The following is a 23,024-nucleotide window of genomic DNA, read 5'->3' on the forward strand; positions in this document are numbered from 1 at the left end:
GGGGGGCCCGCGCTCCCGCCCCGCCCCCCCCGCCCGCCGCCGCTCCCCGCCGCCCCCCCCCCGGCCGCGGGTGGCGCGGTCAGGCAGGTACGCGCCGGGTCGGGTCCTGGTTCCGGCGTTCGGGTTCGACGTGCGCATCCGGCCTGAACATCCGGAGGGCCGTGATCACACCGAGGGCGACGGTGGCGAACGCGGGCGCCAGGAGGACCGCGAACGCGGCGCCGACCAGGAAGGCGGCGGTTCCGGGACTCATCCGTGTCCGTCCCCGTCCGGGCCGGGCAGGAGGTGGAGCAGGTTCATCAGCGTGCTCACCGGCGCGTTGCCGAAGTCGACCAGGATACGGCCGTCGATCGTGGACTCGCCGGGCGCGGCGGACCCCCAGAGGAGCCCGTACGGCATTCCGCGCCTGTGCAACTCGCCCAGGAGGGCCGTGATCTGCGGCCCGGTGCAGTCGCGCATCCGGGGGTCGTCCGGCGCGACGGGTTCGCGGGTCACGCGAGCGCCTCCAGCTCGTACCAGACGACCTTGCCGCGCTTCTGGGGGTCGACACCCCAGCGGTGGGTCAGCCCCTGGACGAGCTGGAGGCCGCGGCCGCACTCTCCGAGGTCGGCGGGGCTGCGCTGCTCGGGGAGCACGTCGCTCTCGTCCGCGACGGAGACGCGGAGGGTGCAGCCGAGGAGGGAGAAAGTAGACGACGGGGGCGGCGGTGGCGCCGTGCCGCCAAGCGTTGACGATGAGCTCGCAGAGGGCGAGCTCGGCGTTGAAGACGGTCTCGGGGTCCCAGGCGGCGCGGACCAGGACGTCTCGCAGGGCCTGCCGGGTGAGAGTGATCGAGGGGGTGTTACGGGTGCACACGGGAACCTCCGTGAGGCGGTGGTGTGGGGAGGGGTGAGCCGGCGGATTCGTCGCCGTGAGCCAAGCCAGGGCGGGGCTGGTTGATGCCGCGTGTGACTGCTCTGCGGTGCGCGGGCAGCAGGCGCCTGCTGCCCGTGGGAACAGGCGTTATTGACGCACCGTCGGATCGGTATGGCATCAACCCTAGGGGCAGTGGAACTTAAAATTAGGTATCTGCAGGGAAGTTCCCGCTTCCGGGGGACGAATGCCCCTACCTTCGACCGAACCGGCACACTGATCCCAGGAACACCGAGAGGACGTCATGCCCGGTCGCAGCAACCCGACTCTTCGCCAGCGCCGTCTGGGAGCAGAGCTACGAAGGATGCGAGAACAAGCCGGTCTCGGCGGCACCCAACTCGCCCGCACACTCGGCGTGAGTCCGGCCCACGTCACACAGATGGAATCCGGCAAGACCAGTGTGGCCCTGGATCGCCTGCATGCGATCGCCGAAGCCTGCCTGTGTGCCGATCAGAACCTGATCGACGCCTTGGCCGACATCATCGCGGTTCGGGAGAGGAGCGGCTGGTGGGAGGAGTACCGAGCAAGCCTGGCCGTCGACTTCCTGGAGATCGCAGAACTCGAGGCCGGCGCACAGCGGCTCACGACGTACACGTCCACCTTCATACCCGGGATGCTCCAGACCAGCGACTACGCCCACGTCCTGTTCGCCCAGACCTACCCGCCACTACCGGATCACCAGGTCGACCTCCGGACGGCCTTCCGGATGCGACGACAGCACATCGTACGGTCCGGCACGACGCCCTATGCCGCGTTCATCCACGAGACGGCCTTGCACATGCAGTTCTGCGGACCAAAGATCCTGGCCGCCCAGCTCAATGCCCTCGTCGCCGACTCCAGGCATGCGAACATCTCGGTTCGAGTGGTCCCGTTCGACGCCAACGTCGTCCCGAGCCCCAGCGAGAACTTCACCTACGCGGCCGGGTCGATCACCGAGCTGGACACGGCACAGATGGATACAGGTCACGGCGGTCGGCTCTTCGAGACACCTGCCCACCTGTCGAGATTCCGGGCCCTCATCGCCCAGATGGAGTCGAGTGCCCTCTCCGAGAGAGAATCACGTGACCTCATTCGGTCCCTCGAAGACGAACTGGAAAGCAAGCATGGATAGTTCTGCCTGGCAAAAGTCCAGCTACTCGGCCGCCAATGACAACTGCGTCGAGGTGCGCACCCTCAACGGGTCCATCGAGATACGGGAGTCCGACGACGGCGAGGTCATAGCCAGAACGCCCCCAGCAGCTTTCGCCAGGTTCCTCCACGCCGCCAAGGCCGGCGAGTTCGACCACCACGCCAAGTTAGTGGGCGGCCGTTGGCCCGGCTTTGGTATGGGCCGCCGATGCACCACACTCAGCGTTTCCGGCTTTCAGCGCTTCCTGGAACGCAAAGCGTCTCCCCCCTCTCGACTGACAGACTCGACTCAGCCGGCTGTCCGCTGCTGATGTCAGACCATGTAGTTCTCGTGCGGGATCGCTCGCTCCCACACCGCCTCGAACGCCTCGGCGCAGAGTGTCGCCACGGCGGGGTCGTCGCACATCTCCGGCCCACCGGACGCACCGTCGCCGGTGAAGTGGTTGAAGCGGACGATCCTGCCGTCGAACAGCCAGAAGTCGTTTCCGGGCAGCGCGATGTCGGACGCCTGGCGGCGAGGGAGCCACCGCACCTGCTCACCGGCCGCAAGGTTCACGACGGTTCCGGCATGCTCGTACCGGATGTAGTCCGTCACCGGTTCTGAAACGATCCGGGCTCGGCGCACCACCACACCCCGGGTGACGGCGTCCCGGATCTTCGACACCCAGCCGGACCAGCCACCGGAGTCGGGGTCGACATCAGGGTGGACCCCGGTCCGCTTGAACTGCTCGAACTCCTCGGCCTCACTGGCGATGCCGTAGGAGTCCCGCATCTCCAGGTGCACCGCGGAGTGCTGGGCAGCGGCCAGCAGCTCAGAGAAGTCCGGCACGTTCTGCATCATCGAGCGCCTTCCTGATGACCGCCGCCATGCGCGGCGGGATACGGGTCACGTTCCCATGCCCGGGGATACCGACGGTGTGGCCGGGCGCCGTCGTGGTCATGCGGCCTTCTCCATCAATCCAGGTATGCCAAAGCGTTCGTGACGAGTGAGCGTGCTGCGACGCCCCGCACGGCGCCCCGCGACAGTCGATCAAAGGCTCGGGCATACAGTTCGACCTGGCCGGGTTGCACGAGCGTGGACGCGGCATCCAGTGTGTCCGCGTGGACGCGGGTGTCATCGAAGATCGTGAAGGTCGGCATGGGCCACACGGTCCGCTGCGCCGCGAAGGGGATGACGCCCAGGGCGACGTTCCGGAGATCCATCGCTGCGAGCAAGTGGCCCAGTTGAGCCGCCATGCTCTCAGCGCTGCACACGCGGTACCGCAACACGGACTCCTCCAGTACGAACGAGAACCGGCGTCCGCCACTGCTCAGCACCGCGTTGCGCTTCATTCGGGCCGCCACGGCTTCGCTCACGTCGTTCGGGGTGCCGCGGAAGTCAGCGATCGACGACAGCAGGGCGGTGGCGTACCCGGGTGTCTGGAGGAACCCGGGGACCACGTCCGATACGTAGACCCGGAATGCCTTCGTCTGCTGGTACAGGTCCCCCGTGGACTCCTGCAGACGACGAAGCCCACTTCGCTGGAGTCGCTTCCACTGCACATGAGTGTCAGTGGACTGCCGGTTGGCGGCGATCAAGTCCAAGACTTGATCGCCGGCACCGCAGGCGTGACACCAGGCCCTGATGTCCGCGTCGGAGGGAGCCGTCTTTGCGTTCTCGATTCGGGATGACTTCGATTCCGACCAGCCGCACCTGACGGCCAGCTCCCGCCCGCTGATCCCGACGTCTTTCCGAATCTCGCTCAACCGGCCGGCAAGGGCTTCGCGGGCCTTCTGGACGTTCGGAGAGGGATGCGCGGGCATGGAGCCGGCCTTCGTCAGATTTCGTACAACTGGTGCGGGATTGCGAGCTCCCAGACCGCTTCGAACGCGGTCGTGCACAGCTTCACGGCTTCGGGGTCTGCCGTGATCTCGTCCTCGACCACCGCGCCGTCTCCCGAGAAGTGGTGTACCCGAAGCAGCGCACCGTCGAACAGCCAGAAGTCGTTCCCCGGCAGTGGGATGATCGTGGCCTGCCGCCGCGGCAGCCAGCGGACCTGCTCACCCGCCGTGACATTGGCGTGGGTGACGTAGTGTTCCCACCGGATGTAGTCGGACACGGGCTCGGAAACGACTCGGGCTCGACGGATGACCACGCCCCGTGCCACGGCGTCCGCGATCAGCTGGTCGTAGGGATGCCACCAGGACTCACGGTCCTCCCAGTTGATCCGCTCACCGCGCTGCCACGCCTCGAACCGATCGGTCGCGGCGTAGGAGTCCCGCAGCTCCAGATGGACAGCGGACTGTTGGCACTGCTCAAGCAGCTCAGCGAAGTCGGGCACGCTCGATGACATCACACGCCTCCCTGATCATGGGCACCATCCGGGCCGGAAGCCTGACAATGGCCTCGTCGTCGGGCACCGAGCCGTTCGCCGGGCTACTCCCCTCGCACTCCGTCTGAGTCTCGGGGCGCGGGTTCCACCCCTGGAACAGGATCTCCTGAGCCTCCGGGTCCACCCACACAGTGGGGCAGTGATCCCGGTCGGTGTTGGGGTCGATGCCGACGAACTCCACGGCCATGGCCAGCTCCCTGGGTCTAGGTCCTTGCTTGCTCAGGCTTGCAGAGCCTTTCTGAGCAGTGGCTTTGCTGTCAAGACCGCTATTCTGCAGACCAATTGACGTGCAAGCTCATGCAAGTTCATAGAGTGCGAGGCCGCGCCATCCGTAGCGTCGCCAGCATCGGTGAGAATCACCGAAGCACTCGACAGGCAGGGGGAGCCACCTCAGCCTGACCTGCAGAGAGGAGACGCACATGGCCAAGCACGGAGGCGGTTCCGGCGACGGCAAGGGCGGCGGCCAGCAGGACGACAGCAACAAGGGCGCCGGGCACGGCGGCGGCGGCTCCGACGAAGGTGGCAACACCTCGGACGGTTCGTCCCCGGCGGGCGGAAGCGGCAAGTGACCAGCGAGACGCACAGGGAGGCGGGCCCCGAGGGGCTCGCCTCCGCGCTGGTGGCCGGCGGGGCGCTCTCCTCGGACTGGCTACCCTCCTTCGAAGCCGTACCCCGCGAGCTGTTCGTCCCGGACCGCATCTGGCCCGGCATCGCGGACGGCACCCGGCAGAACCCCGTGGTGCACCGCTCTCAGGACCCCGACGGCTGGCGGCGCGCGGTCTACTCGAACGTCCCGCTGACCACGCAGTGGGACGACGGCGAACACGAGGGCGACGGACTCGGCACGACACCGACCTCATCCAACTCCATGCCCACCATGGTGTTCTCGATGCTCCAGGACCTCGACGTACACCCGGGCAACAGGGCGATGGAGGTCGGAACCGGCACCGGATGGAACGCGGGCCTCCTGGCCCACCGCCTGGGCGACCCCAACGTGGTAACCGTCGAGTACGACCCCTGCGTCGCACGCGGCGCCCGGAAGAACCTGGACAAGGCCGGGTTCGCGCCGACCGTGGTCGAGGGCGACGGACGAAACGGCTGGCCGCACGGCGCTCCCTACGACCGGATCATCGCCACCTGCTCCCTGCTGGAAATCCCCTCGGCGTGGCTGGAGCAGTCGTCCCCCGGCGGGATCATCGTGGCACCGTTCGGCACCGAGTACGGCGGTGAGCAGATCGTCCGGCTGACCGTGAACGGCGACGGGACCAGCGCGAGCGGCAGGTTCACTCGGAGCTCCGCGTTCATGCGGCTGCGCCAGCAGCGCACGGCCCGACCGCCGTTCGAGGAGTACCTGTGCGGGCAGGAGTGGCCTGCCGACGGGGTGAGAAGCACCAGCGCACTGGCCCCTCCCGACACCGGCGGATGGTTCGGGCAGTTCGTCATCGGGGCGGGTGTGCCCGGCGCGTTCTGGCGGGCGGAGCGCTACGAGAACGGCGCCTACACGCTGTGGCTCTACAGTCGCGACACCCTGTCGTGGGCCTCCGCCGACTACGAACGGGACCGCACGGAGTACGAGGTGTACCAGTCCGGACCCCGGAACCTCTGGGACGAGGTGGAGACCGTCTGGCGCTGGTGGAACGACCGGGGCCGCCCCGGCTTCGACCGGTTCGGCCTCACCGTTACCTCGGCCACCCACACCGTGTGGCTCGATTCCCCGGACAATCCGGTGCCACACCAAGGGTGACGCCCACCAGCCGGTCGGCCCTTCGCTCCGTGGAGCGAAGGGCCGACCGGGAAGGGTCTCTTCTCAGTGGCGGTGGTGGTTGTCGGGCTGGGCGGGGTCGCCCGGGTGTTCCAGACCCTCTACCAGGGTGAGGCGGTGGGCCCTTTCGTGGTCGAGCCAGCGGACGAAGGCGGCTCGGCGGGCGGCCTGTCGCAGGGCGGGGGTGGGGTCGTCACTGCCCGGGGTGGTGCGGGTGGCGAGGAGGGCGGCCGTCCAGGGGCCGGCGGTGATCCACTCGCCCTCTGGCGCCGCGCGGAGGGCTTCGGCGAGGGCCGTCGGGAGGGTGTCGGGGTCGGCCTCGAACTGGCCGTCGGGGAGGGCCAGTTTCCAGCGCTCGGCCGCCGGGCGGGTGGTCATGGTGCGGTAGTGGGCGATGTCGGTGGGTGAGGGCTCGGTGTCGGCCGTCACGGAGTCGTAGACGGCGCGGACGGCGGGGCTGCCCTCGAAGGCGGCCGCGGTGATGGAGCCGAGTTCGACGGCGGCTTGGTGGTCGAGGTGGGCAGGAAGTGAGGAGCCGACCGGCAGGTTGCGCTCGGCGGCCACCGCCTCGCAGAGGGCCTCGGTCAGCAGAACCTGGGCGACCCAGCGGGTGAGCTGACGGTCCTCCGAACTACCGGGCTGCGGCAGGGCGGTGGAGCGCGGGCCGGTCCGCAGGGCGGCGAGGCGGTGGTCGAGGGCCGTACGCGGGAGGGGGTGTCCGTCGAGCAGGCCGAGGGTCATGCCTCCACCACCAGGGCGACGGTCGGGGCGTACTGGCAGCGGCCGAACCACATGACCTTGGCGAGCGCCCAGGACGAGCCGGGGTTGGTGGATTCGCGGACGGTGATGGGGAAATCGACGGTCGTGGTCGAGTCGGCCGGGACGGTGAACCCGCGTACGGGCTCGGCAATGGCCTCCCAGGTGCCCCACGGCGAGACCAGTTGCAGCTCACCGCGGATCTCGCCGCGGGTGCGGTTGGTGAGGGTGAGCGCAAGGGCGGCCCGGCCGCCGGGGGTGAGGCGCAGGGTCTCGTGCGCGACCTCGACGGACAGCCCGGTGTCTCGGCCGGTGGTGGCCTTGGTGCCCTGGGCGATCGTCCAGTCCTCGGGGGTGTCGCCGGGGACGGGCAGGAAGCCGGGCAGGTCGCCGACGGCGATGGTCACCACATCCTCGACCTGCTGGCCGTCGTGCTCGATCCGGACGGCCGCGAAGTACAGCCCGGCCTCGGCGCCGGCGGGCGGGGTGACCGTGACCGGGAAGCGCAGGTGTCCGCCGGCCTCCAGCCGGTACGGGCGGCTGCCGAGGCTGGTCGTCCAGCCGTCGGGCGGCAGCACGACGGCCGTGCCCTCGACCGCCGCGTCCGTCAGCTGGGAGGAGAGCGCGATCGACAGCGTCACCGGCTCCCCCGCCGTTCGCAGCAGCCCGGGCGAGGCGCCGATGGACACCGGCAGGTAGCCGAGGGGTGCCGGGCCCCGGTTGTGGAGCCAGTAGCGGGCGTGGACGGGTTGGGCGACCTCTGCTGTCGGGCCGAGCTCCGCCTCGCTCGGCGGGGCGGTGACGGCCGGGGTCGCGAGCAGGGTGGCGATCTGCGAACCGGCGAGGTCGAGGGCGGAGCCATCGCAGGGACGTGGGCGTTCCAGCAGGTCGGCAGCCTGGAAGGAGCCGAGCCCGAGGGCGCCGCCGAGCCGTGCTGTCCGCCCGAGGCCGGTCGACTCGACCAGCCGGACGGTGAGTTCGCGCCCGACCGGCGCCGCCGAGCCGTGCGCGATCGGGTTGCCGGCCGGTTTGAGCGTCCCGAGCAGCACCTCGCGCTGCGGTTCGATCCGCAGCCAGGACAGGGTGGCCGGTAGCGGCCCGTCCTGTGCCGGGGCGATCCGGGCGTACAGCGGGTGGTTGAACCCCTGGCCCTGGGCGGGCAGCGCCTGGTCCCGCCAGTCGCCGTCCCCGGCCACCAGCGCGTAGCCGAACTCGTGGGTCCAGTGCTGGAGCTGGAAGGATGCGCCGTCGGGCAGGGTGCGCCGGGGCGGGTCGATCCAGACGCCCGAGGGCCAGCCGGTGCAGGAGCGCATCAGCGACAGGTGCAGGGCGCCGGTGGTGTCGACGGCGAAGCCGGGCAGGCCGAAGGTCAGCAACGCGACAGTGTGGTCGGCCAGTTGCTCGGAAGCGGCGGACGGGCAGACGGCGGTGATCCGGGCGTCGGCCAGGTCGTCGACCAGCGCCGCCACGTCGGAGACTACGAGCGCCGGCAGCGCCCGCAGGTCGCGCAGGTCGGCGTCCGGCCGCCAGACCTCGGCGAGCGGGGTCACGGCGGGCACCCACACCGCGCCGTGCGCCTTCAGGGCGGCGGCGTACTCCTCCCCCGCCAGCGAGATCAACTCCCTGGCTGCATCGTTGACTTCGGGCCCACCGACGACGATCCGAAAGTCCGGCAGATTGGAGTCCACCTCCAGCCAGCCGTACCGCGCCCAGTCCGCCCCCGAGGTGGTGGCGGTGACGCCGACCCGGGCGAGGGCGACGACCAGCGGACGGGCGTCGGCGGCGTCGTCCAGCGTGGGGACGACGACCTCCGCCACTCCGAGGGCGCGGGAGCCGACGGCCGTCCCCGCCGCATCGGTCAGCTCGACCCGCGCCGTGGCGCCGAGCCCGAACCAGGTGTTGGCGGGGTTGTCCAGCGTCCACGGCGCCTCCGCCGAGTCCCCGTCCGGCATCGCGAAGCCGCGCCCGACGACCGCGCCCGCGACCTCGCTGACGGGCAGGCCGCCGGGGACGTCCACCGGGAAGCGCAGCCGCAGCAGCCGGTCGGCGCCGGCGTAGTCCACCACCCGGGTGCGGCAGTCCACGTGGTCGAGGCCGCGCCAGAGCGTGACGGTCTGCTCGTAGCGGACGGAGTCGACCGTGCCCTCGATCACGAGGCGCTCGCCGAGCGGCCCGGTCTCCCGGCGGACGGACGCCTCGCCGTCCCCGGAGCCGACCACCGGACCGCTGGGCACCAGGTGCCAGGGGCCCTCGCCGAAGTCGGGGTGCTGCGGGTACTCCTCGTACACCCGCAGCTCGTTGCCGATCCGGCCGTCCTGGATCAACTCCCGGTCGTGCAGCAGGTCCCGCACGGAGCTGAGGCCGCCGCCGCGCGCCGGGTCGGCGGTGACGCGGTAGCGGTCGCCCTCGATCACGAAGCCGTCGGCCGCCGTCCACGGCTGCTCCGCCGCCCCCTCCACCAGCCGCCAGGTGCGCCAGCCGAGCGCGGGCACGTCGGTGGCCAGGAAGCGCAGCGTTCCCCGGTCGACGGCGCTCGGAACCGCGCCGCCCCGGTCGTCGAGCACCCGCACCGACCTTACGCCGTCGGGCAGTTCGACCGTGACGAGGTCGGTCCGGTCGAAGGAGAGCGTGTTGGTCACCACGATCGCCGAGCCCGCCCCCGCCGTGCAGATCCACCCCGCGAGAGCGTCCAGAGCCGCGTCGCGTACGCCGGACGCCAGGTCGTACGCCTCCCGCCAGCCGCCGAGCAGGTCCAGGTACACCTGGTCGGACTCGGAGCCGGTGATCGCATCGTGGTGGGCGCCGTAGGCGAGTTGGCGCCAGACCTTGTCGAGCGCGGCGGCCGGGTAGCGGCCGAGGCCGTGCACGGAGGCGAGCGTGGCGAGCTTCTCCGCGTCCACGGCCGCGACCTCGCCGGCCCGTTGGGCCTGCTTGGTGTCGATGTAGGAGACGTCCTTGCCGGTGTACACCGGGTTCATGTCGCGGGTCTGCGGGCTGGGCCGCCGACCGGTGGCCGCCAGCTCGGCGCGGACGGCGTCGAGGAAGTCGCGCGGGGCGGCGCAGACAAACCGGGGCCAGAGGTACCTGGCGGCCCAGGAGCGGTGGATCTCGGTGACCCACTTGTTCGGCGGGGTGTAGTCCGTCCCCACCGGCAGCAGCAGGTTCTTCGTCGCCCCGACGGGCTTGAGCTTGCGGTACAGCTCGTAGACGGCCTGTTCGGCGGTGGCGAGGTCCGGGGAGGAGTCCATCCACCAGCCGGCCGAGTAGTGGTGCGGCATGTAGTGGGTGAGCACGCCATCCCCGCCGGGGGAGATCCACTCGAACTCGCTCGGGAACTGCATCACCCGGGCGTCGTCCTTGGCCTCGCGGAAGTTCTTCTGGATCGGGCCCCACTGGTGGAAGGGGCCGCGCGCCCAGGCGCTGCCGGTGAGGCCGGCCGCGGCGAGGTGGCCGGGGAACTGCGGGTCGTGCCCGAACACGTCGAGCTGCCAGGCGGTCCGCGGGTCGCCGCCGAGGATGTCACGCTGGTAGCCGATGCCGTGGACGATGTTGCGGATGGTGGTCTCTGCGCCGGTGAGGTTGGTGTTCGGCTCGTTGTAGGTGCCGCCGACGAGTTCGACCTGGCCGCGTTCCAGCAGCAGCCGCAGGGTCTCGCGGCGCTCCGGGTGCTGGTCGAAGTACGGCTTCAGGTAGTCGACTTCGGCGAGCACGAACTTGTACACCGGGTCCCGCAGGGCCAGGTCCAGGTGCGCGTCGACGAGGGCGAAGCCGTTGCGCTCCCACAGCGGCCGGGTGGTGGCGTCGGCGGAGAGCAGTTCCCACGGGGAGGTGTAGGCGGCCTGGGTGTTCCACCAGACCGGGTCGTAGTGGAAGTGCGAGACCAGGAACATCGTCCAGCCGGGCTCGGCGACGTCCACGCTCGCCTCCGCGACGGCGTCCGAGGCCCGCACGGTGACGGGCAGCCGGTCGCCGGGCGAGGCCCCGCTGATCTCCAGCGGGACCTCGACCAGGCCCGTGCCGGTCGCCTCGCCGCGGACGCCCGGGCCGCTGACCGTGATCCGGGCGGCCGGGCCCTCCAGCGCGACCCGCAGCACTTGGCGCGGGGCGTCCTCGGGGCCGACGAACAGATCGGTGCTCTCGACGGCGGTGATGGTGACCGGCACGGGGTGCTTCCTTTCCTCGAACAGGGCGGCGCGGGCAGCGCGGTACAGCGGAGCTACGCGCCCCAGGCCTCGAACTCGTAGACGCGGGCGGCCGGATCGCCGTTCTGAGTCGGCGTGTTGACCACCAGCCGGACGTAGCGGGCGGTGGTGTTCACCGGGTGGGTGGTGGTGCCGGCCGTGTTCCCGGTGACGTCGGCGACGGTCGTCCAGGGGTCGTTCGCGCCCGAGCGGACCTGGATGGCGAAGTCACGGGTGTTGTACGAGGCGCTCTCGCCGCCCGCCGCCGCGTGCTTGACCACGAACTTCGACAGCTGCTTCGCCGAACCGAGGTCCACCTCCAGCCACTTGGCGGAGGTCAGCGCGCACCACTTGTCGCCGGTCCCGCCGCTGACGCTGCCGTTGACGGCCTTGGCCGGGCCCTCGTTGGCGTTGCACTGGCCGGAGGCGGTGGCCGGGCGGTTGAGCGCCAGGTTGACGGAGGTCGGCGGGGTGCCGTTCCAGCTCACCGTGGTGGAGGCGGCGGCCGAGCGGCCGTAGGTGGTGGACACCGCCTCGACGTCCAGCGTGGTGGCGTTCTCGCCGCCCGCCCGGTCGAGCCGCCCGACGAAGTACGCGTCATTGGGCGTGGCTCCGAGGAAGCTGCGGCTGCCGTCCGCGTTGCGCCGGTAGACCTCGTAGTGGTGGACGTTGCCGCCGGGCGCCGCCGTCCAGGACAGCCGCAGGGACTGGCTGGTACCGGCGGTCACGTCGCTCGCGCCGAGCACGGTGAGGCCGGCCGGGGCCGCCGGGGTCTCCACCGCACCGTCGTAGAGGGCGATCTGTCCGACCCGGAGGTCGTACGCCGGGTCGCCGCCCTCGGCCCGCAGCGCGATCTGGGCGACGGTGCGGCCCGCGTACGGGGAGAGGTCGAGGGTGTGCCGCTCCCAGCCGGTGCCGGTGTTGGCGCCGACGTCGACCGTGCTGAAGCTGCTCGGGGAGTCCGTGAACGACACGGCGGCCTTGAGCTTCGTGGGCCCGGCGGCCGGGGTCTTGACCACCAGGTCCAGCCTGGTGTTCGCGGCAACCGGCAGTTTCGTCTGGTACAGCCGTACGGTGTTGGCGGCGTCGAGCTTTCCGCTCAACCGGAGTGAGGAGCCGCCCTGGTAGGCGTCGGTGAAGTCGACGGACGGGGTGAGCCTGCTGCCGGTCGACTCCACCATCCAGCGGTAGGTGGGCGGGACGTCCTGGAGCGAGAGGTTGTTCCAGCCGCCGGTGGCGACCCGGGTACCGGCCGCGTTGTAGAAGTCGCCCTGCCCCGTGCCGAAGTTGGTGACGAAGGGCTTGGCGGTGATCGGCGAGGACTCGGCCACGTAACCGGCCAGCCCGGGCCAGCCCGCCGAGAGGTCGATCCGGGACGGGTCGTTGTTGGCGCCGACCCAGTAGCGGGCGTCCTTGGCGTAGAAGTCGGCGCGGTCGGTGGCGGACTTCCAGGTCCACTCCGGGCGGTAGAGGCCGAGCGAGGTGGTGTGCGGCTGCCCGGACGGGAAGAGGGTGTTCCAGTCCACGCCGGTGTTGTAGCCGTTGGCCTCGGTGTCGATGCCGGAGTAGAGGTCGTACTCGCTGCGGCCGAGCTGCCGGGCCAGCGCCCGGGAGGAGTTCAGGCCGCTCGCCGACCATCCGAAGTTCAGGAACATCGAGTCCGAGGTCCGCTTGGAACCCTCCTGCAGGAAGGGCGAGTTGGCGGAGGTGAGGGCGTTCTGCCAGTTGACGGAGCCGGAGGTGGTCATCGCGTCGTACCACATGAACTCGGTGCCGCTCTGTGCCTTGCTGTACTGCATCAGGTTGCGCACTTCGCCCGCCAGCGCCGAATCGCCGCCGCCGGTCTCCTGGTTGATGAACCAGCCGTCGAAGCCGTAGTACTGCGCGGCCTGGACGAGCTTGTCGGCGACGGGGTAGCGGCCGCCGGACTTCTGGACGAAGTCGCGCACCCACTGGAGCTGGCCGCCGTACGCGCCGGGCGGGAAGAAGACCGTGCCGTACACCTTGACGCCGTTGCGGTGGGCGGCGTCGATCACGGTCGGGTTGGGGGCGAGGATCAGGCCCTCGCCGGCCGAACCGCCCCAGAACACCAGCTTGTCGACGTACTGCCAGTAGCCGAAGGCGTAGTAGTTGGGATCGGCGGAACCCTGCGAGGGGTTGTTGGAGGTGGGACCGAAGGAGACCAGGGAGGCGATCTTCCCCTCTCCGGCACGGGCGTTGGGGTTGGCCCGCAGCGCCGGGTCGCCGGTGCGCGGCTGGAGCGGGACGCGGGAGCGGTTGAAGCGGGCGTCCGGGTCGGTGGCCGGGTCCCAGGTCAGGATGCTGTTGGGGTACCAGTACGAGGCGAAGGGCTGGGTGCCCGAGCCGGCGGTGACGGCGGGCGCCACGGCGGGTATCGGGTCGGCCCGGGCCGCGGGGACGGCGGTCAGCGCGGCCGTCGCGAGGGCGGCGCTGAGCAGCAGGGGGAGGCGTCGTGACATGCGATGGCTCCGATCGAGCGGAGGAGGGTGGGGGCGGGCCCGCCGTCGCGGACGGGCCCGGCTGCATGCGGGCGTGCCGGTGCTGGATCGAGTGGGGGTCGTGCCGCCGCCGGGCTTCCTCGGCGCATGGGGACGTACGGGGACGTACGGGCGCGGCGGGGAGCGGGACGGGCGGCGGGAGCCGGACGGAGTGCGGCGGAGCGCGCCGAGCGGAGCCCGCTCGGCGCTGCGAGGCTAAACCGGTTCAGAACCGCTGTCAACGATGCGCGCGGCATCCACCCGGCCGGGGGAACCCGCAACGGAGTCGGCGACGGAACCGGAGGGCGAACCCGCCGCGGAACCGGAAGGCGGCCCGGCGGGCGAAGCGCCGGAGGGGACCTCCGGGGAGCCGGCCGGCCCGGCCCCCGGCGGCGAGGTCGACTCCCGCACGGTCAGCCGCGGCGTGGGCATCTGGAGGTCCCGCCCCGGCCCGGCCTCGTCCAGCGCGGCCAGCAGGCTGCGCGCGACCTGCTCCCCGAGCGCGAAGGTGTCCCGGCTGAGCGCGGTCAGCGGCGGGTGGACGATCCGGGCGAGCACCGAGTCGTCGAAGGAGACGATGGACAGCTCGCCGGGCACCGCGACGCCCATCTCCCCCGCTACGCCGAGCCCGGCGACGGCCATCACGTCGCTGTCGTAGACGATCGCGGTGGGCCGCCTGGCCCGGGACAGCAGGGTCCGGGTGGCGGCCGCGCCCTCGGCGTCGCTGAAGTCGGTGGGCACCGACACCGCCTCCTCCAGCCCGAGCCGGCGCGAGGCGTCGCGCAGTGCGCGGATCCGGCGCTGGGTGTGCTGGAAGTGCGGCAGCCCGGCGAGGTGGGCGATCCTGCGGTGCCCGATGGCGGCCAGGTAGTCGACGATCGAGAGCATCGCCTCCCGATCGTCGGCCCAGATCCGCAGCTGGTTGCCGCCCTTGCCGGGCCCGCCCAGCACCACCGCGGGCAGCCCGAGTTCGTCGAGGACCGGCAGCCGCGGGTCCTTGACCTGCAGGTCGACCACGATGAAGCCGTCCACCCGGTGCTCGGAGGCCCAGCCCCGGTAGACCTCGATCTCGGCGGCGGTGTCCTCGACCACCATCAGGTGCAGCGCGACCGCTCTGGCAGAGAGCACCGCCTGGAGCCCGGACAGCAGTTGGCTGAAGAACGGCTCGACGCCGATGGTGCGGGCCGGCCGGGCGATCACCAGGCCGACGGCGTCGGCCCGGGCTCCGCCGAGGGCGCGCGCGGCGCTGTGCGGGCGCCAGTTCATCTCCTCGGCGACACCCAGGATCCGGGCCCTGGTCGCCTCGCTGACGCCGGGGCGGCCGTTGAGCGCGAAGGACACCGCGCCCTTGGAGACACCGGCCCGGCGGGCGATGTCGGCGATCGTCGGTCTGCCCACTGAACCCGACTCCTTCTCTTGACATCCAAGTTTAGGCGGGAGCATAGTCCCTGGCATAGCTAGACCGGTTTAGTTAGTCAGGTTGCGGAATCCGGCACAACCCCCGAGCTCGGCACGATCCCCCACCCACCCCCAGGACCGGGAGACCCTCATGCGAAGAATCTGGGCGGCACTGACCACGACCGCGCTCGCCAGCGCCGCGCTCACCGGCTGCGGACTCGGCTCCGGCGACACCAAGGACAGCGACGCGGTGGCGAGTGCGGCCGCCACCGGCGAGGTCAAGGGCAAGGTCTCGCTCCAGACCTGGGCGCTCAAGCCGAAGTTCACCGACTACATGCAGGGCGTGATCGACGGCTTCAAGAAGAAGTACCCCGGCATCGAGGTCGACTGGCTGGACCAGCCCGGCGAGGGCTACTCCGACAAGGTGCTCAGCCAGGCCGCCGCCGGCAGCCTGCCCGACGTGGTCAACCTCCCGCCGGACTTCGCCTTCCCGCTGGCGAAGAAGGACGTCCTGCTGGACGTCGCCAAGGCCGACCCGAAGCTCGCCGAGGAGTACGTCCCCGGCGGCGTCGACGCCTACCGGTTCAACGGCTACCAGGGCACCTTCGGCTACCCCTGGTACCTCAACACCGATGTGAACTACTGGAGTTCGGAACTCCTGACGAAGAACGGCCTGGACCCGCAGAAGCCCCCGTCCGGCCTGGACGAGCTGATCGCCCAGGCCCGGACGATGAAGGAGAAGTCCGGCGGCCAGACCTATCTGATGAGCCGCAAGCCGGGCATCGGAGACCTGTACAACATCGGCGTGAAGATCATGTCCGACGACGGCAAGTCCTTCACCTTCAACACCCCCGAGGCCGCCGCGCTGCTCGACAAGTACCGCGACGCCTTCAAGGAGGGCCTGATGCCGAACGGAGTGCTGACCGACACCTACGCCGGCAACTCCAAGCTCTTCAGCTCCGGCACGGTGGCCTGGACCACCGGCGGCGGCAACTACATCACCAGCCTCGCCACCGACAACCCGACCCTCGCCCCGAAGGTCGTCCCCTCCCCCGCGATGGCCACCCCGCCGCTGTACGTCCAGGGCCTGTCCATCCCGAAGAACACCAGGAACCCGGCCGCCGCCGTGGCCCTCGCCCGCTGGGTGACCAGCCCCGAGAACCAGGCCGCCTTCGCCCACCTGACCAGCGTGTTCCCGTCCACCAAGGCCTCCGCGAACGACCCGTTCTTCAGCAAGAGCGACGGCACCAACGCGGGCGACGCCAAGGTGATCGCCTTCACCTCGCTCGCCAAGGCCAAGCTGATCCAGCCCGTCGAGGTGGACGACGCGATGGGCACCGTCATCAAGCAGCAGTTCGCGCTGGCCATCAGCGGTGACACCAGCTCCAAGCAGGCACTGGACACCGCCGTCGAGCAGTGCAACAAGCTGCTCAAGGGCTGACCCCACCGGGCCCCACCGAGGCCTCGCCCGACCCCACCGAGGCCTCGCCCGACCCCACCGAGGCCTCGCCCGAACCCCGCCGGGCCCGCGGCGCCGCACCGGCACCGCCTCCCCGCACCGGCACGACCTCCCGCGCCGGCACACCCTCCCCGCGGCGCCCCACCCCCTCGTACCGGCGACCGGCGGCGGGCTCCCCCGCGCCCGCCGCTCCCGGGAACCACCCGCACCACCCCCAGGCCCCAGGAAGGCACGGCATGACCCACCGGCGTTGGTTCACCCCCTGGCTGCTCGCCGGGCCCGCGATAGTCTGGCTGGCCGTCTTCAACCTCTGGCCGGCCGTCAACACGGTGATCCTGTCCTTCACCAACGCCAAGCCCCTGGGCGGCGGGCGGTTCACCGGACTGGAGAACTTCGGCCGGCTGCTGGACGACGAGCAGCTCGCCGACGCCCTGCTCAACAGCATCGTGTTCATGCTGGTCTGCCTGCCCCTGCTGACCGTCCTACCGCTGCTGCTCGCCCTGCTGGTGCAGCGCCGGATCCCCGGCATCACGTTCTTCCGCACCGCCTTCTACACCCCGGTGATCGCCTCCGCCGTCGTGGTGGCGCTGATCTGGGGCTGGGTGCTGGACGAACGGGGCCTGGCCAACGGTCTGCTGCAGCAGGCCGGGCTGGCCGGCTCCCCGGTCGCCTTCCTGACCGACCGCTGGCTGCTGCTGTTCAGCGCGATCGCCCTGACCGTCTGGAAGGGCCTCGGCTACTACATGGTCATCTACCTGTCCGCGCTCGCCAACGTCCCGCGCGAGCTGCACGAGGCCGCGGCCGTGGACGGCGCCGGCCCGCTGCACCGGTTCTGGCACGTCACCCTGCCCGGGGTGCGCCCGACCATGATCCTGATCTCGGCGCTGATCTCGGTGAGCTCGCTGCGCGTCTTCTCCGAGCTGTACGTGCTCTCCAACGGCCTGGGCGGCCCCGGCGGCCGGGACATGTCGGTGGTGATGCTGATCCAGATGTACAGCCGCGGCTTCAACGGGCACCTGGGCTACGCCTCGGCGCTCAGCCTGCTGCTGTTCGTCGTCACCCTCGGCCCGATGCTGTTCCTGATGCGGCTGAACCGGAAGGCGGCCTGACCTCCCATGACCACCGTCCGTACGTCCCGGTCCCACGACGCGACCACCGAGCCCGCCGGCCCCACCCACCCCACCGGGCCCGCCAGGCGCTCCCGGGGCTTCAACACCCCCTCCACCGCGCAGACCGCCGCCCGCTACCTGCTCCTGGTGCTGGTCCTGCTGCTGGTCATCGGCCCCTTCCTGTGGCAGCTGTCCACCTCCCTCAAGGGCCCCGCCGAGGATGTCTACACCCGCACCCCGAGCTTCCTGCCCGACCAGCCGACCCTGGGCAACTACGGCAAGGTCGCCGACGTCATCCCGGTGTGGACCTACGCGCTCAACTCGGTGATCGTCGCCGTGGTCTGCATCACCGGCAACGTGGTCGGCTGCACCCTGGCCGGCTACGCGCTCGCCCGGCTGCGCTTCCGCGGGGCGAAGCTCGTCCTCGGCCTCTTCCTCGCCACCCTGATCCTGCCCGGCGAGGTCACCATCGTCTCCCAGTACGTGCTGGTGCGCGGTCTCGGCCTGGCCGACAGCCTGGCCGGGGTCGCGCTGCCCGGCTCGATCGCGATGCTCAACGTGCTGCTGATGCGCACCGCCTTCGCCGCCGTGCCGGCCGAACTCGACCAGGCCGCGCTGGTGGACGGCGCCAACGTCTGGCAGCGGCTGTGGCACATCGGTCTGCCGAACGTGCGCGGGATGCTCAGCGTGATCGTGATCTTCACCTTCATCGGCGCGTGGGACGACTTCCTGTGGCCGCTGATCGTGCTCAACGATCCGCAGAAGTACACCCTCACCGTCGGGCTCCAGTACCTCAACGGCACCTTCTCCGCCAACCCGCGGCTGATCGCGGCCGGCACCATGATCGCCTTCCTGCCGATCGTCGTGGTGTTCGGCGTCTGCCAGCGCTTCTTCTTCAAGGGCGTCGAGGAGGGAGCCGTCAAGGGATAGCCCGCCCCAGGGATGGCCCACCGTCCGTACGCCCCACACCCGTTGAGGAAGCTCTCCGATGGCCACCGCCCCCCGCTTCGGCGTCAACTACACCCCCAGCGCCGGCTGGTTCCACCACTGGCTCGACTTCGACCTCGACGCCGTGCGCGCCGACTTCGACTCCATCGCCGCCCTCGGCCTGGACCACGTCCGGGTCTTCCCGCTCTGGCCGGTCTTCCAGCCCAACCGCACCCTGGTCCGCCCGCGCGCCGTCGAGCAGCTGACGGCCCTGGTGGACGCGGCCGGCGAGCGCGGACTGGACGTCGCCGTGGACGGCCTGCAGGGCCACCTGTCCAGCTTCGACTTCCTCCCGTCCTGGACGCGGACCTGGCACCGGCGCAACATCTTCACCGACCCCGAGGTCCTCGACGGCCAGGCCGCCTACCTGCGCACCCTCGCCGGGGCGCTGCGCGAGCGGCCCAACTTCCTCGGAATGACGCTCGGCAACGAGATCAACCAGTTCTCCGGCGCCCCGCACCCCGACCCGGACCGGGCGACCCCCGCCGAGGCGGAGGCCTGGCTGCGCCGGATGCTCGCCGCCTGCGAGCAGGGCGCCCCCGGCCGGCTGCACCTGCACGCCTCGTACGACGCGGCCTGGTACCTGGACGAGCACCCGTTCACGCCCTGGCACTCGGCCCGGATCGGCACCGCGACCGCCGTGCACTCCTGGGTGTTCAACGGCACCGCCCAGCGCTACGGCGCGCACTCCACCGCCACCGCGCAGCACGCCGCGTACCTGGTCGAGCTGTCCAAGGCCTGGGCGGACGACCCGGCCCGCCCGGTCTGGCTGCAGGAGGTCGGCGCGCCCGCCCCGCACATCACGGCCGAGGACGCCGCGCGCTTCACCGGCGCCACCGTGGAGGCCGTCCTGGACTGCCCGGACCTGTGGGGCGTCACCTGGTGGTGCTCGCACGACGTGGACCGCTCGCTCGCCGACTTCCCCGAACTGGAGTACAGCCTCGGCCTGTTGACCACCGACCGGAAGGTCAAACCGGCCGGTGCCCGGCTCGCCGAGGCCGCCGCCGAGGCCCGCCGGTCCTGGCAGCCGCCGAAGCCGCGCAGCACCGCCGTGGTCATCGCCACCGGCGACGAGGTCACCTCGCCCGGCCGCTCGGTCTGCGGCCCCGGCGGTTCGGCGTACGAGGCGTTCATGCGCCTCGCCGAGGCGGGCTCCCGCCCGACCGCGGTCCTCGGCGAGCGCGCCGAGGACCGCGCCCACCTCGCCGCGCGCGGCATCACCGAGGTGGTCCACCCCGGCGACGTACGTTCTCTCTGACCGCGACCCAGCCCGCAACCCAGCCCGCAACGGAGCCCGCTGACATGCACGATGACCGCACCCTGGTCGAGTCCCGCCTCAAGCGCGTCCTGGACGAGCGCATTCGCCCGGCCGTGTACCCCGAGTCCGTCCCGCTGGAGGTCGGCATCTGGACGGCCCCCGGCGAGCCCGTCCCGGTCGCCGAGGGCCTGGCCGCCCCGCGCACCCCGATCGCGGTGGGCGACGCCTGGGGCGCGCCCTGGGGCACCAGCTGGATCACCGTGACCGGTACCGTCCCCGAGGCCTGGGCCGGACGCACCGTCGAGGCGCTGATCGACCTCGGTTTCGACGCCAACATGCCCGGTTTCCAGTGCGAGGGCCTGGTCTACCGCCCGGACGGCTCCCCGGTGAAGGGCCTCAACCCGCAGAACCAGTGGGTGCGGATCGCCGCACCGGCGGCCGGCGGCGAGCAGGTGCTGCTGCACGTCGAGGCCGCCTCCAACCCGGTCATCCTGGACTACCACCCCTTCCTGCCCACCGAGTTGGGCGACAAGGAGACGTCCGGCGACCAGCCGCAGTACAAGCTGGCCCGGATGGACCTGGCCGTCTTCGACGAGACGGTCTGGCAGCTCGTGCTGGACCTGGAGGTGCTCGGCGAGCTGATGGCCGAGCTGCCGGTGGAGGGCGCCCGCCGCTGGGACATCCTGCGCGCGGTCGAGCGGGCGCTCGACGCCGTCGACCTCCAGGACGTCAACGGCACTGCCGCGGCCGCCCGTTCGCAGCTCGAAGGGGTACTGGCCGCGCCCGCCGCGCCCTCCGCGCACCGGATCAGCGCGATCGGCCACGCGCACATCGACTCGGCCTGGCTCTGGCCGCTGCGCGAGACCGTCCGCAAGGTGGCCCGCACCACCGCCAACATGACGGCGCTGCTGGAGGACGAGCCGGACTTCCGCTACACCATGTCCCAGGCTCAGCAGTTCGCCTGGATCAAGGAGCACCGCCCCGAGGTGTACGCGCGGGTGCGGAAGGCCGTCGCCGAGGGCCGGTTCGTCCCGGCGGGCGGCATGTGGGTGGAGTCCGACACCAACATGCCGAGCTCGGAGGCGATGGCCCGGCAGTTCGTGCACGGCAAGCGGTTCTTCCTGGACGAGTTCGGGGTGGAGAACCACGAGGCCTGGCTGCCGGACACCTTCGGCTTCACCGGCGGCCTGCCGCAGATCATCCGCAACGCCGGCTCCAAGTGGCTGCTGACGCAGAAGATCTCGTGGAGCCAGATCAACAAGTTCCCGCACCACACCTTCCTCTGGGAGGGCATCGACGGGACCAGGATCTTCACCCACTTCCCGCCCGTCGACACCTACAACTGCTCGATGAAGGGCAGCGAGATCGCCCACGCGGCGAAGAACTTCAAGGACAAGGGCGTCGCCCGGCACTCGCTCGCCCCGACCGGCTGGGGCGACGGCGGCGGCGGCACGACGCGCGAGATGGTCGCCAAGGCGGCCCGGATGAACGACCTGGAGGGCTCGGCCACCGTCCGCTGGGAGAACCCCGCCGAGTTCTTCGCCAGGGCCGAGGCCGAGTACCCGAACCCGCCGGTCTGGGTCGGCGAGCTCTACCTGGAGCTGCACCGGGCCACCCTGACCAGCCAGGCGAAGACCAAGCAGGGCAACCGGCGCAGCGAGAACCTGCTGCGCGAGGCCGAACTCTGGTGCGCTACCGCCACCTTGCGCACCGGTGCGGAGTACCCGTACGAACAGCTGGACCGGATCTGGAAGACCGTACTGCTGCACCAGTTCCACGACATCCTGCCCGGCTCGTCCATCGCCTGGGTGCACCGCGAGGCCGAGGCGACGTACGCGGCGCTGGCGGGCGAGCTGAAGGGGCTGATCGGCGCGGCCCAGCAGGCACTGGCCGGGGCGCCCTCGGGCGGGCGCGAGCTGGTGTTCAACGCGGCGCCGCACACCCGCTCGGCGGTGCCGGGCGGCGGGGCCGGCGCCACCGCCCCGCCGAGCGGAACCTGCGAGGCCGTCGAGCGCGCCGAGGGCGGCTTCACGCTGCGCAACGGCCTGCTGGAGGTCGTCGTGGACGCGGACGGGCTGATCGCCTCGGTGGTCGAGCTCGCGACCGGCCGGGAGAGCGTCGCCCCCGGCAGCCGGGCCAACCTGCTCCAGCTGCACCCCGACTTTCCCAACATGTGGGACGCCTGGGACGTGGACCAGTTCTACCGCAACACCGTCACCGACCTGACCGGCGTGGACTCGCTCACCGCCGCCGCGTCCCCCGCCGCGGCCTCGGCGCGGATCACCCGCTCCTTCGGCTCCTCCACCGTCGTCCAGACCCTCACCCTGCCGGCCGGCGAACAGCGCGTGGACATCGACACCGAGGTCGACTGGCACGAGACCGAGAAGTTCCTCAAGGCCGCCTTCCCGCTCGACGTCCACACCGAGCGCTACGCCGCCGAGACCCAGTTCGGCCACCTCTACCGGCCCACCCACACCAACACCAGCTGGGACGCCGCCAAGTTCGAGGCCTGCAACCACCGCTTCGTCCACTTCGACGAGCCCGGCTGGGGCGTCGCCCTGGTCACCGCCTCCACCTACGGCCACGACGTCACCCGCACCGTGCGCCCCGACGACGGCGGGACCACCACCACGGTCCGCTTCTCGCTGCTGCGCGCCCCGCGCTTCCCCGATCCGAGGACCGACCAGGGCCTGCACCGCTTCCGGCACGCCCTGGTGCCCGGCGCGGCGATCGGCGACGCCGTCCGCGAGGGCTACCGGATCGGCCTGCCCGAGCGGCGCGTCACCGGCAGCGCCGAGCGGGTCGCGCCGCTGGTGGAGCTGGACAACGACGCTCTGGTGGTGAGCGCCGTCAAGCTCGCCGACGACCGCAGCGGGGACCTGATCGTGCGGGTCTACGAGGCCGGCGGCGGCCGCGCCCGGGGCCGGCTGACCACCTCCTTCCCGCTGGCCGGCGCCGTCCCCTGCGACCTGCTGGAGCGGCCCTGGGACGGTACCCGCGGCGAGGTGTCCGTCAAGGACGGCGCGGTGCGCCTCGCGCTGCGCCCGTTCGAGTTGGTCACCCTGCGCCTGCGGGCGACGGCCTGACGTCTACGCTGTCCGGCGCCCCGGCCCCGCGGCCGGGGCGCCGCCCCCCGACTTCCTGGAGCCCACCCTGCCGCGCACCCCGGTCTCTTATAAACAACTGACGCAGCCGACGATATTT

20 protein-coding genes are annotated in these 23,024 nt (G+C 71.2%); 9 read left to right on the forward strand and 11 right to left on the reverse strand.

The genetic code is table 11. From position 1 onward, the window contains the following. Nucleotides 1-79: 79 nt before the first annotated feature. Genes ACWGJO_RS18890 through ACWGJO_RS18900 form a run of 3 tightly spaced genes read right to left on the reverse strand, consistent with a single transcriptional unit; the run spans nucleotide 80 to nucleotide 635 of the window. The gene (locus ACWGJO_RS18890; RefSeq protein ID WP_452185136.1) at nucleotides 80-253 is read right to left on the reverse strand and encodes a hypothetical protein; all 174 of its coding nucleotides are present in this window, start codon (nucleotides 251-253) and stop codon (nucleotides 80-82) included. Next, a complete protein-coding gene (locus ACWGJO_RS18895) occupies nucleotides 250-495 on the reverse strand; it encodes a hypothetical protein (RefSeq protein WP_452185138.1) in 246 nt (81 codons plus the stop codon). The genes ACWGJO_RS18890 and ACWGJO_RS18895 overlap by 4 nt, the downstream gene beginning before the upstream one ends. Continuing rightward, the gene (locus ACWGJO_RS18900; protein WP_452185140.1) at nucleotides 492-635 is read right to left on the reverse strand and encodes an ATP-binding protein; all 144 of its coding nucleotides are present in this window, start codon (nucleotides 633-635) and stop codon (nucleotides 492-494) included. The genes ACWGJO_RS18895 and ACWGJO_RS18900 overlap by 4 nt, the downstream gene beginning before the upstream one ends. Before the next feature lie 521 nt (nucleotides 636-1,156). Between ACWGJO_RS18900 and ACWGJO_RS18905 the strand changes: the two genes are divergently transcribed. After that, nucleotides 1,157-2,023, forward strand: a complete 867-nt coding sequence (locus ACWGJO_RS18905; RefSeq protein ID WP_452185142.1) for a helix-turn-helix domain-containing protein — start codon at nucleotides 1,157-1,159, stop codon at nucleotides 2,021-2,023. Then, nucleotides 2,016-2,351, forward strand: a complete 336-nt coding sequence (locus tag ACWGJO_RS18910; RefSeq protein WP_452185144.1) for a DUF397 domain-containing protein — start codon at nucleotides 2,016-2,018, stop codon at nucleotides 2,349-2,351. Before ACWGJO_RS18905 ends, ACWGJO_RS18910 begins: the two co-directional genes overlap by 8 nt. A 2-nt stretch (nucleotides 2,352-2,353) precedes the next feature. Here the strand turns inward: ACWGJO_RS18910 and ACWGJO_RS18915 are convergent, their stop codons facing one another. The 4 genes from ACWGJO_RS18915 to ACWGJO_RS18930 all read right to left on the reverse strand — a co-directional run bounded on the left by ACWGJO_RS18915 (nucleotide 2,354) and on the right by ACWGJO_RS18930 (nucleotide 4,599). Continuing rightward, nucleotides 2,354-2,881, reverse strand: a complete 528-nt coding sequence (locus ACWGJO_RS18915) for a DUF6879 family protein (protein WP_452185145.1) — start codon at nucleotides 2,879-2,881, stop codon at nucleotides 2,354-2,356. A gap of 113 nt (nucleotides 2,882-2,994) precedes the next feature. Continuing rightward, entirely contained in the window at nucleotides 2,995-3,843 is an 849-nt protein-coding gene (locus ACWGJO_RS18920) for a helix-turn-helix domain-containing protein (RefSeq protein ID WP_452185147.1), read from the reverse strand. Nucleotides 3,844-3,857: 14 nt separating this feature from the next. Next, nucleotides 3,858-4,373: a DUF6879 family protein gene (locus ACWGJO_RS18925; protein WP_452185149.1), complete on the reverse strand. Its 516-nt coding sequence runs from the start codon at nucleotides 4,371-4,373 to the stop codon at nucleotides 3,858-3,860. Beyond that, nucleotides 4,345-4,599 carry a hypothetical protein gene (locus ACWGJO_RS18930; RefSeq protein ID WP_452185151.1) on the reverse strand — a complete coding sequence of 85 codons (255 nt, stop codon included), beginning with the start codon at nucleotides 4,597-4,599 and terminating at the stop codon, nucleotides 4,345-4,347. The genes ACWGJO_RS18925 and ACWGJO_RS18930 overlap by 29 nt, the downstream gene beginning before the upstream one ends. A gap of 232 nt (nucleotides 4,600-4,831) precedes the next feature. Here ACWGJO_RS18930 and ACWGJO_RS18935 point away from each other — a divergent pair, with 232 nt between their 5' ends. Together ACWGJO_RS18935 and ACWGJO_RS18940 are read left to right on the forward strand one after the other, a co-directional pair. Then, nucleotides 4,832-4,981 carry a hypothetical protein gene (locus ACWGJO_RS18935; protein ID WP_401114315.1) on the forward strand — a complete coding sequence of 50 codons (150 nt, stop codon included), beginning with the start codon at nucleotides 4,832-4,834 and terminating at the stop codon, nucleotides 4,979-4,981. Continuing rightward, nucleotides 4,978-6,156 carry a methyltransferase domain-containing protein gene (locus tag ACWGJO_RS18940; RefSeq protein WP_452185153.1) on the forward strand — a complete coding sequence of 393 codons (1,179 nt, stop codon included), beginning with the start codon at nucleotides 4,978-4,980 and terminating at the stop codon, nucleotides 6,154-6,156. Before ACWGJO_RS18935 ends, ACWGJO_RS18940 begins: the two co-directional genes overlap by 4 nt. A 63-nt stretch (nucleotides 6,157-6,219) precedes the next feature. Here ACWGJO_RS18940 and ACWGJO_RS18945 read toward each other — a convergent pair whose 3' ends face one another. The 4 genes from ACWGJO_RS18945 to ACWGJO_RS18960 all read right to left on the reverse strand — a co-directional run bounded on the left by ACWGJO_RS18945 (nucleotide 6,220) and on the right by ACWGJO_RS18960 (nucleotide 15,007). Then, nucleotides 6,220-6,915 (reverse strand): DUF7158 domain-containing protein, encoded by a 696-nt coding sequence (locus ACWGJO_RS18945; protein WP_452185155.1) that lies wholly within the window; start codon nucleotides 6,913-6,915, stop codon nucleotides 6,220-6,222. After that, nucleotides 6,912-11,093, reverse strand: coding sequence for a glycoside hydrolase family 38 N-terminal domain-containing protein (locus ACWGJO_RS18950; protein WP_452185157.1), 4,182 nt, complete (start codon nucleotides 11,091-11,093; stop codon nucleotides 6,912-6,914). Before ACWGJO_RS18950 ends, ACWGJO_RS18945 begins: the two co-directional genes overlap by 4 nt. A 53-nt stretch (nucleotides 11,094-11,146) precedes the next feature. Continuing rightward, the gene (locus ACWGJO_RS18955) at nucleotides 11,147-13,591 is read right to left on the reverse strand and encodes an endo-beta-N-acetylglucosaminidase (RefSeq protein WP_452185159.1); all 2,445 of its coding nucleotides are present in this window, start codon (nucleotides 13,589-13,591) and stop codon (nucleotides 11,147-11,149) included. Between the two features lie 234 nt (nucleotides 13,592-13,825). Continuing rightward, complete coding sequence (locus ACWGJO_RS18960) at nucleotides 13,826-15,007, reverse strand: substrate-binding domain-containing protein (RefSeq protein ID WP_452185161.1); 1,182 nt, start codon at nucleotides 15,005-15,007, stop codon at nucleotides 13,826-13,828. A 151-nt stretch (nucleotides 15,008-15,158) separates the two neighbouring features. Here ACWGJO_RS18960 and ACWGJO_RS18965 point away from each other — a divergent pair, with 151 nt between their 5' ends. The 5 genes from ACWGJO_RS18965 (at nucleotide 15,159) to ACWGJO_RS18985 (ending at nucleotide 22,906) form a co-directional block, all read left to right on the forward strand. After that, complete coding sequence (locus ACWGJO_RS18965) at nucleotides 15,159-16,448, forward strand: ABC transporter substrate-binding protein (protein ID WP_452185163.1); 1,290 nt, start codon at nucleotides 15,159-15,161, stop codon at nucleotides 16,446-16,448. A 254-nt stretch (nucleotides 16,449-16,702) separates the two neighbouring features. Continuing rightward, complete coding sequence (locus ACWGJO_RS18970; protein ID WP_359904771.1) at nucleotides 16,703-17,575, forward strand: carbohydrate ABC transporter permease; 873 nt, start codon at nucleotides 16,703-16,705, stop codon at nucleotides 17,573-17,575. A gap of 6 nt (nucleotides 17,576-17,581) precedes the next feature. Next, nucleotides 17,582-18,505: a carbohydrate ABC transporter permease gene (locus tag ACWGJO_RS18975; RefSeq protein WP_452185165.1), complete on the forward strand. Its 924-nt coding sequence runs from the start codon at nucleotides 17,582-17,584 to the stop codon at nucleotides 18,503-18,505. A 58-nt stretch (nucleotides 18,506-18,563) separates the two neighbouring features. Next, a complete protein-coding gene (locus ACWGJO_RS18980) occupies nucleotides 18,564-19,820 on the forward strand; it encodes a glycoside hydrolase 5 family protein (protein ID WP_452185167.1) in 1,257 nt (418 codons plus the stop codon). 44 nt (nucleotides 19,821-19,864) lie between these two features. Next, a complete protein-coding gene (locus ACWGJO_RS18985; RefSeq protein WP_452185169.1) occupies nucleotides 19,865-22,906 on the forward strand; it encodes an alpha-mannosidase in 3,042 nt (1,013 codons plus the stop codon). Nucleotides 22,907-23,024: the final 118 nt, after the last annotated feature.

This window comes from Kitasatospora sp. NPDC054795 (assembly GCF_053611565.1).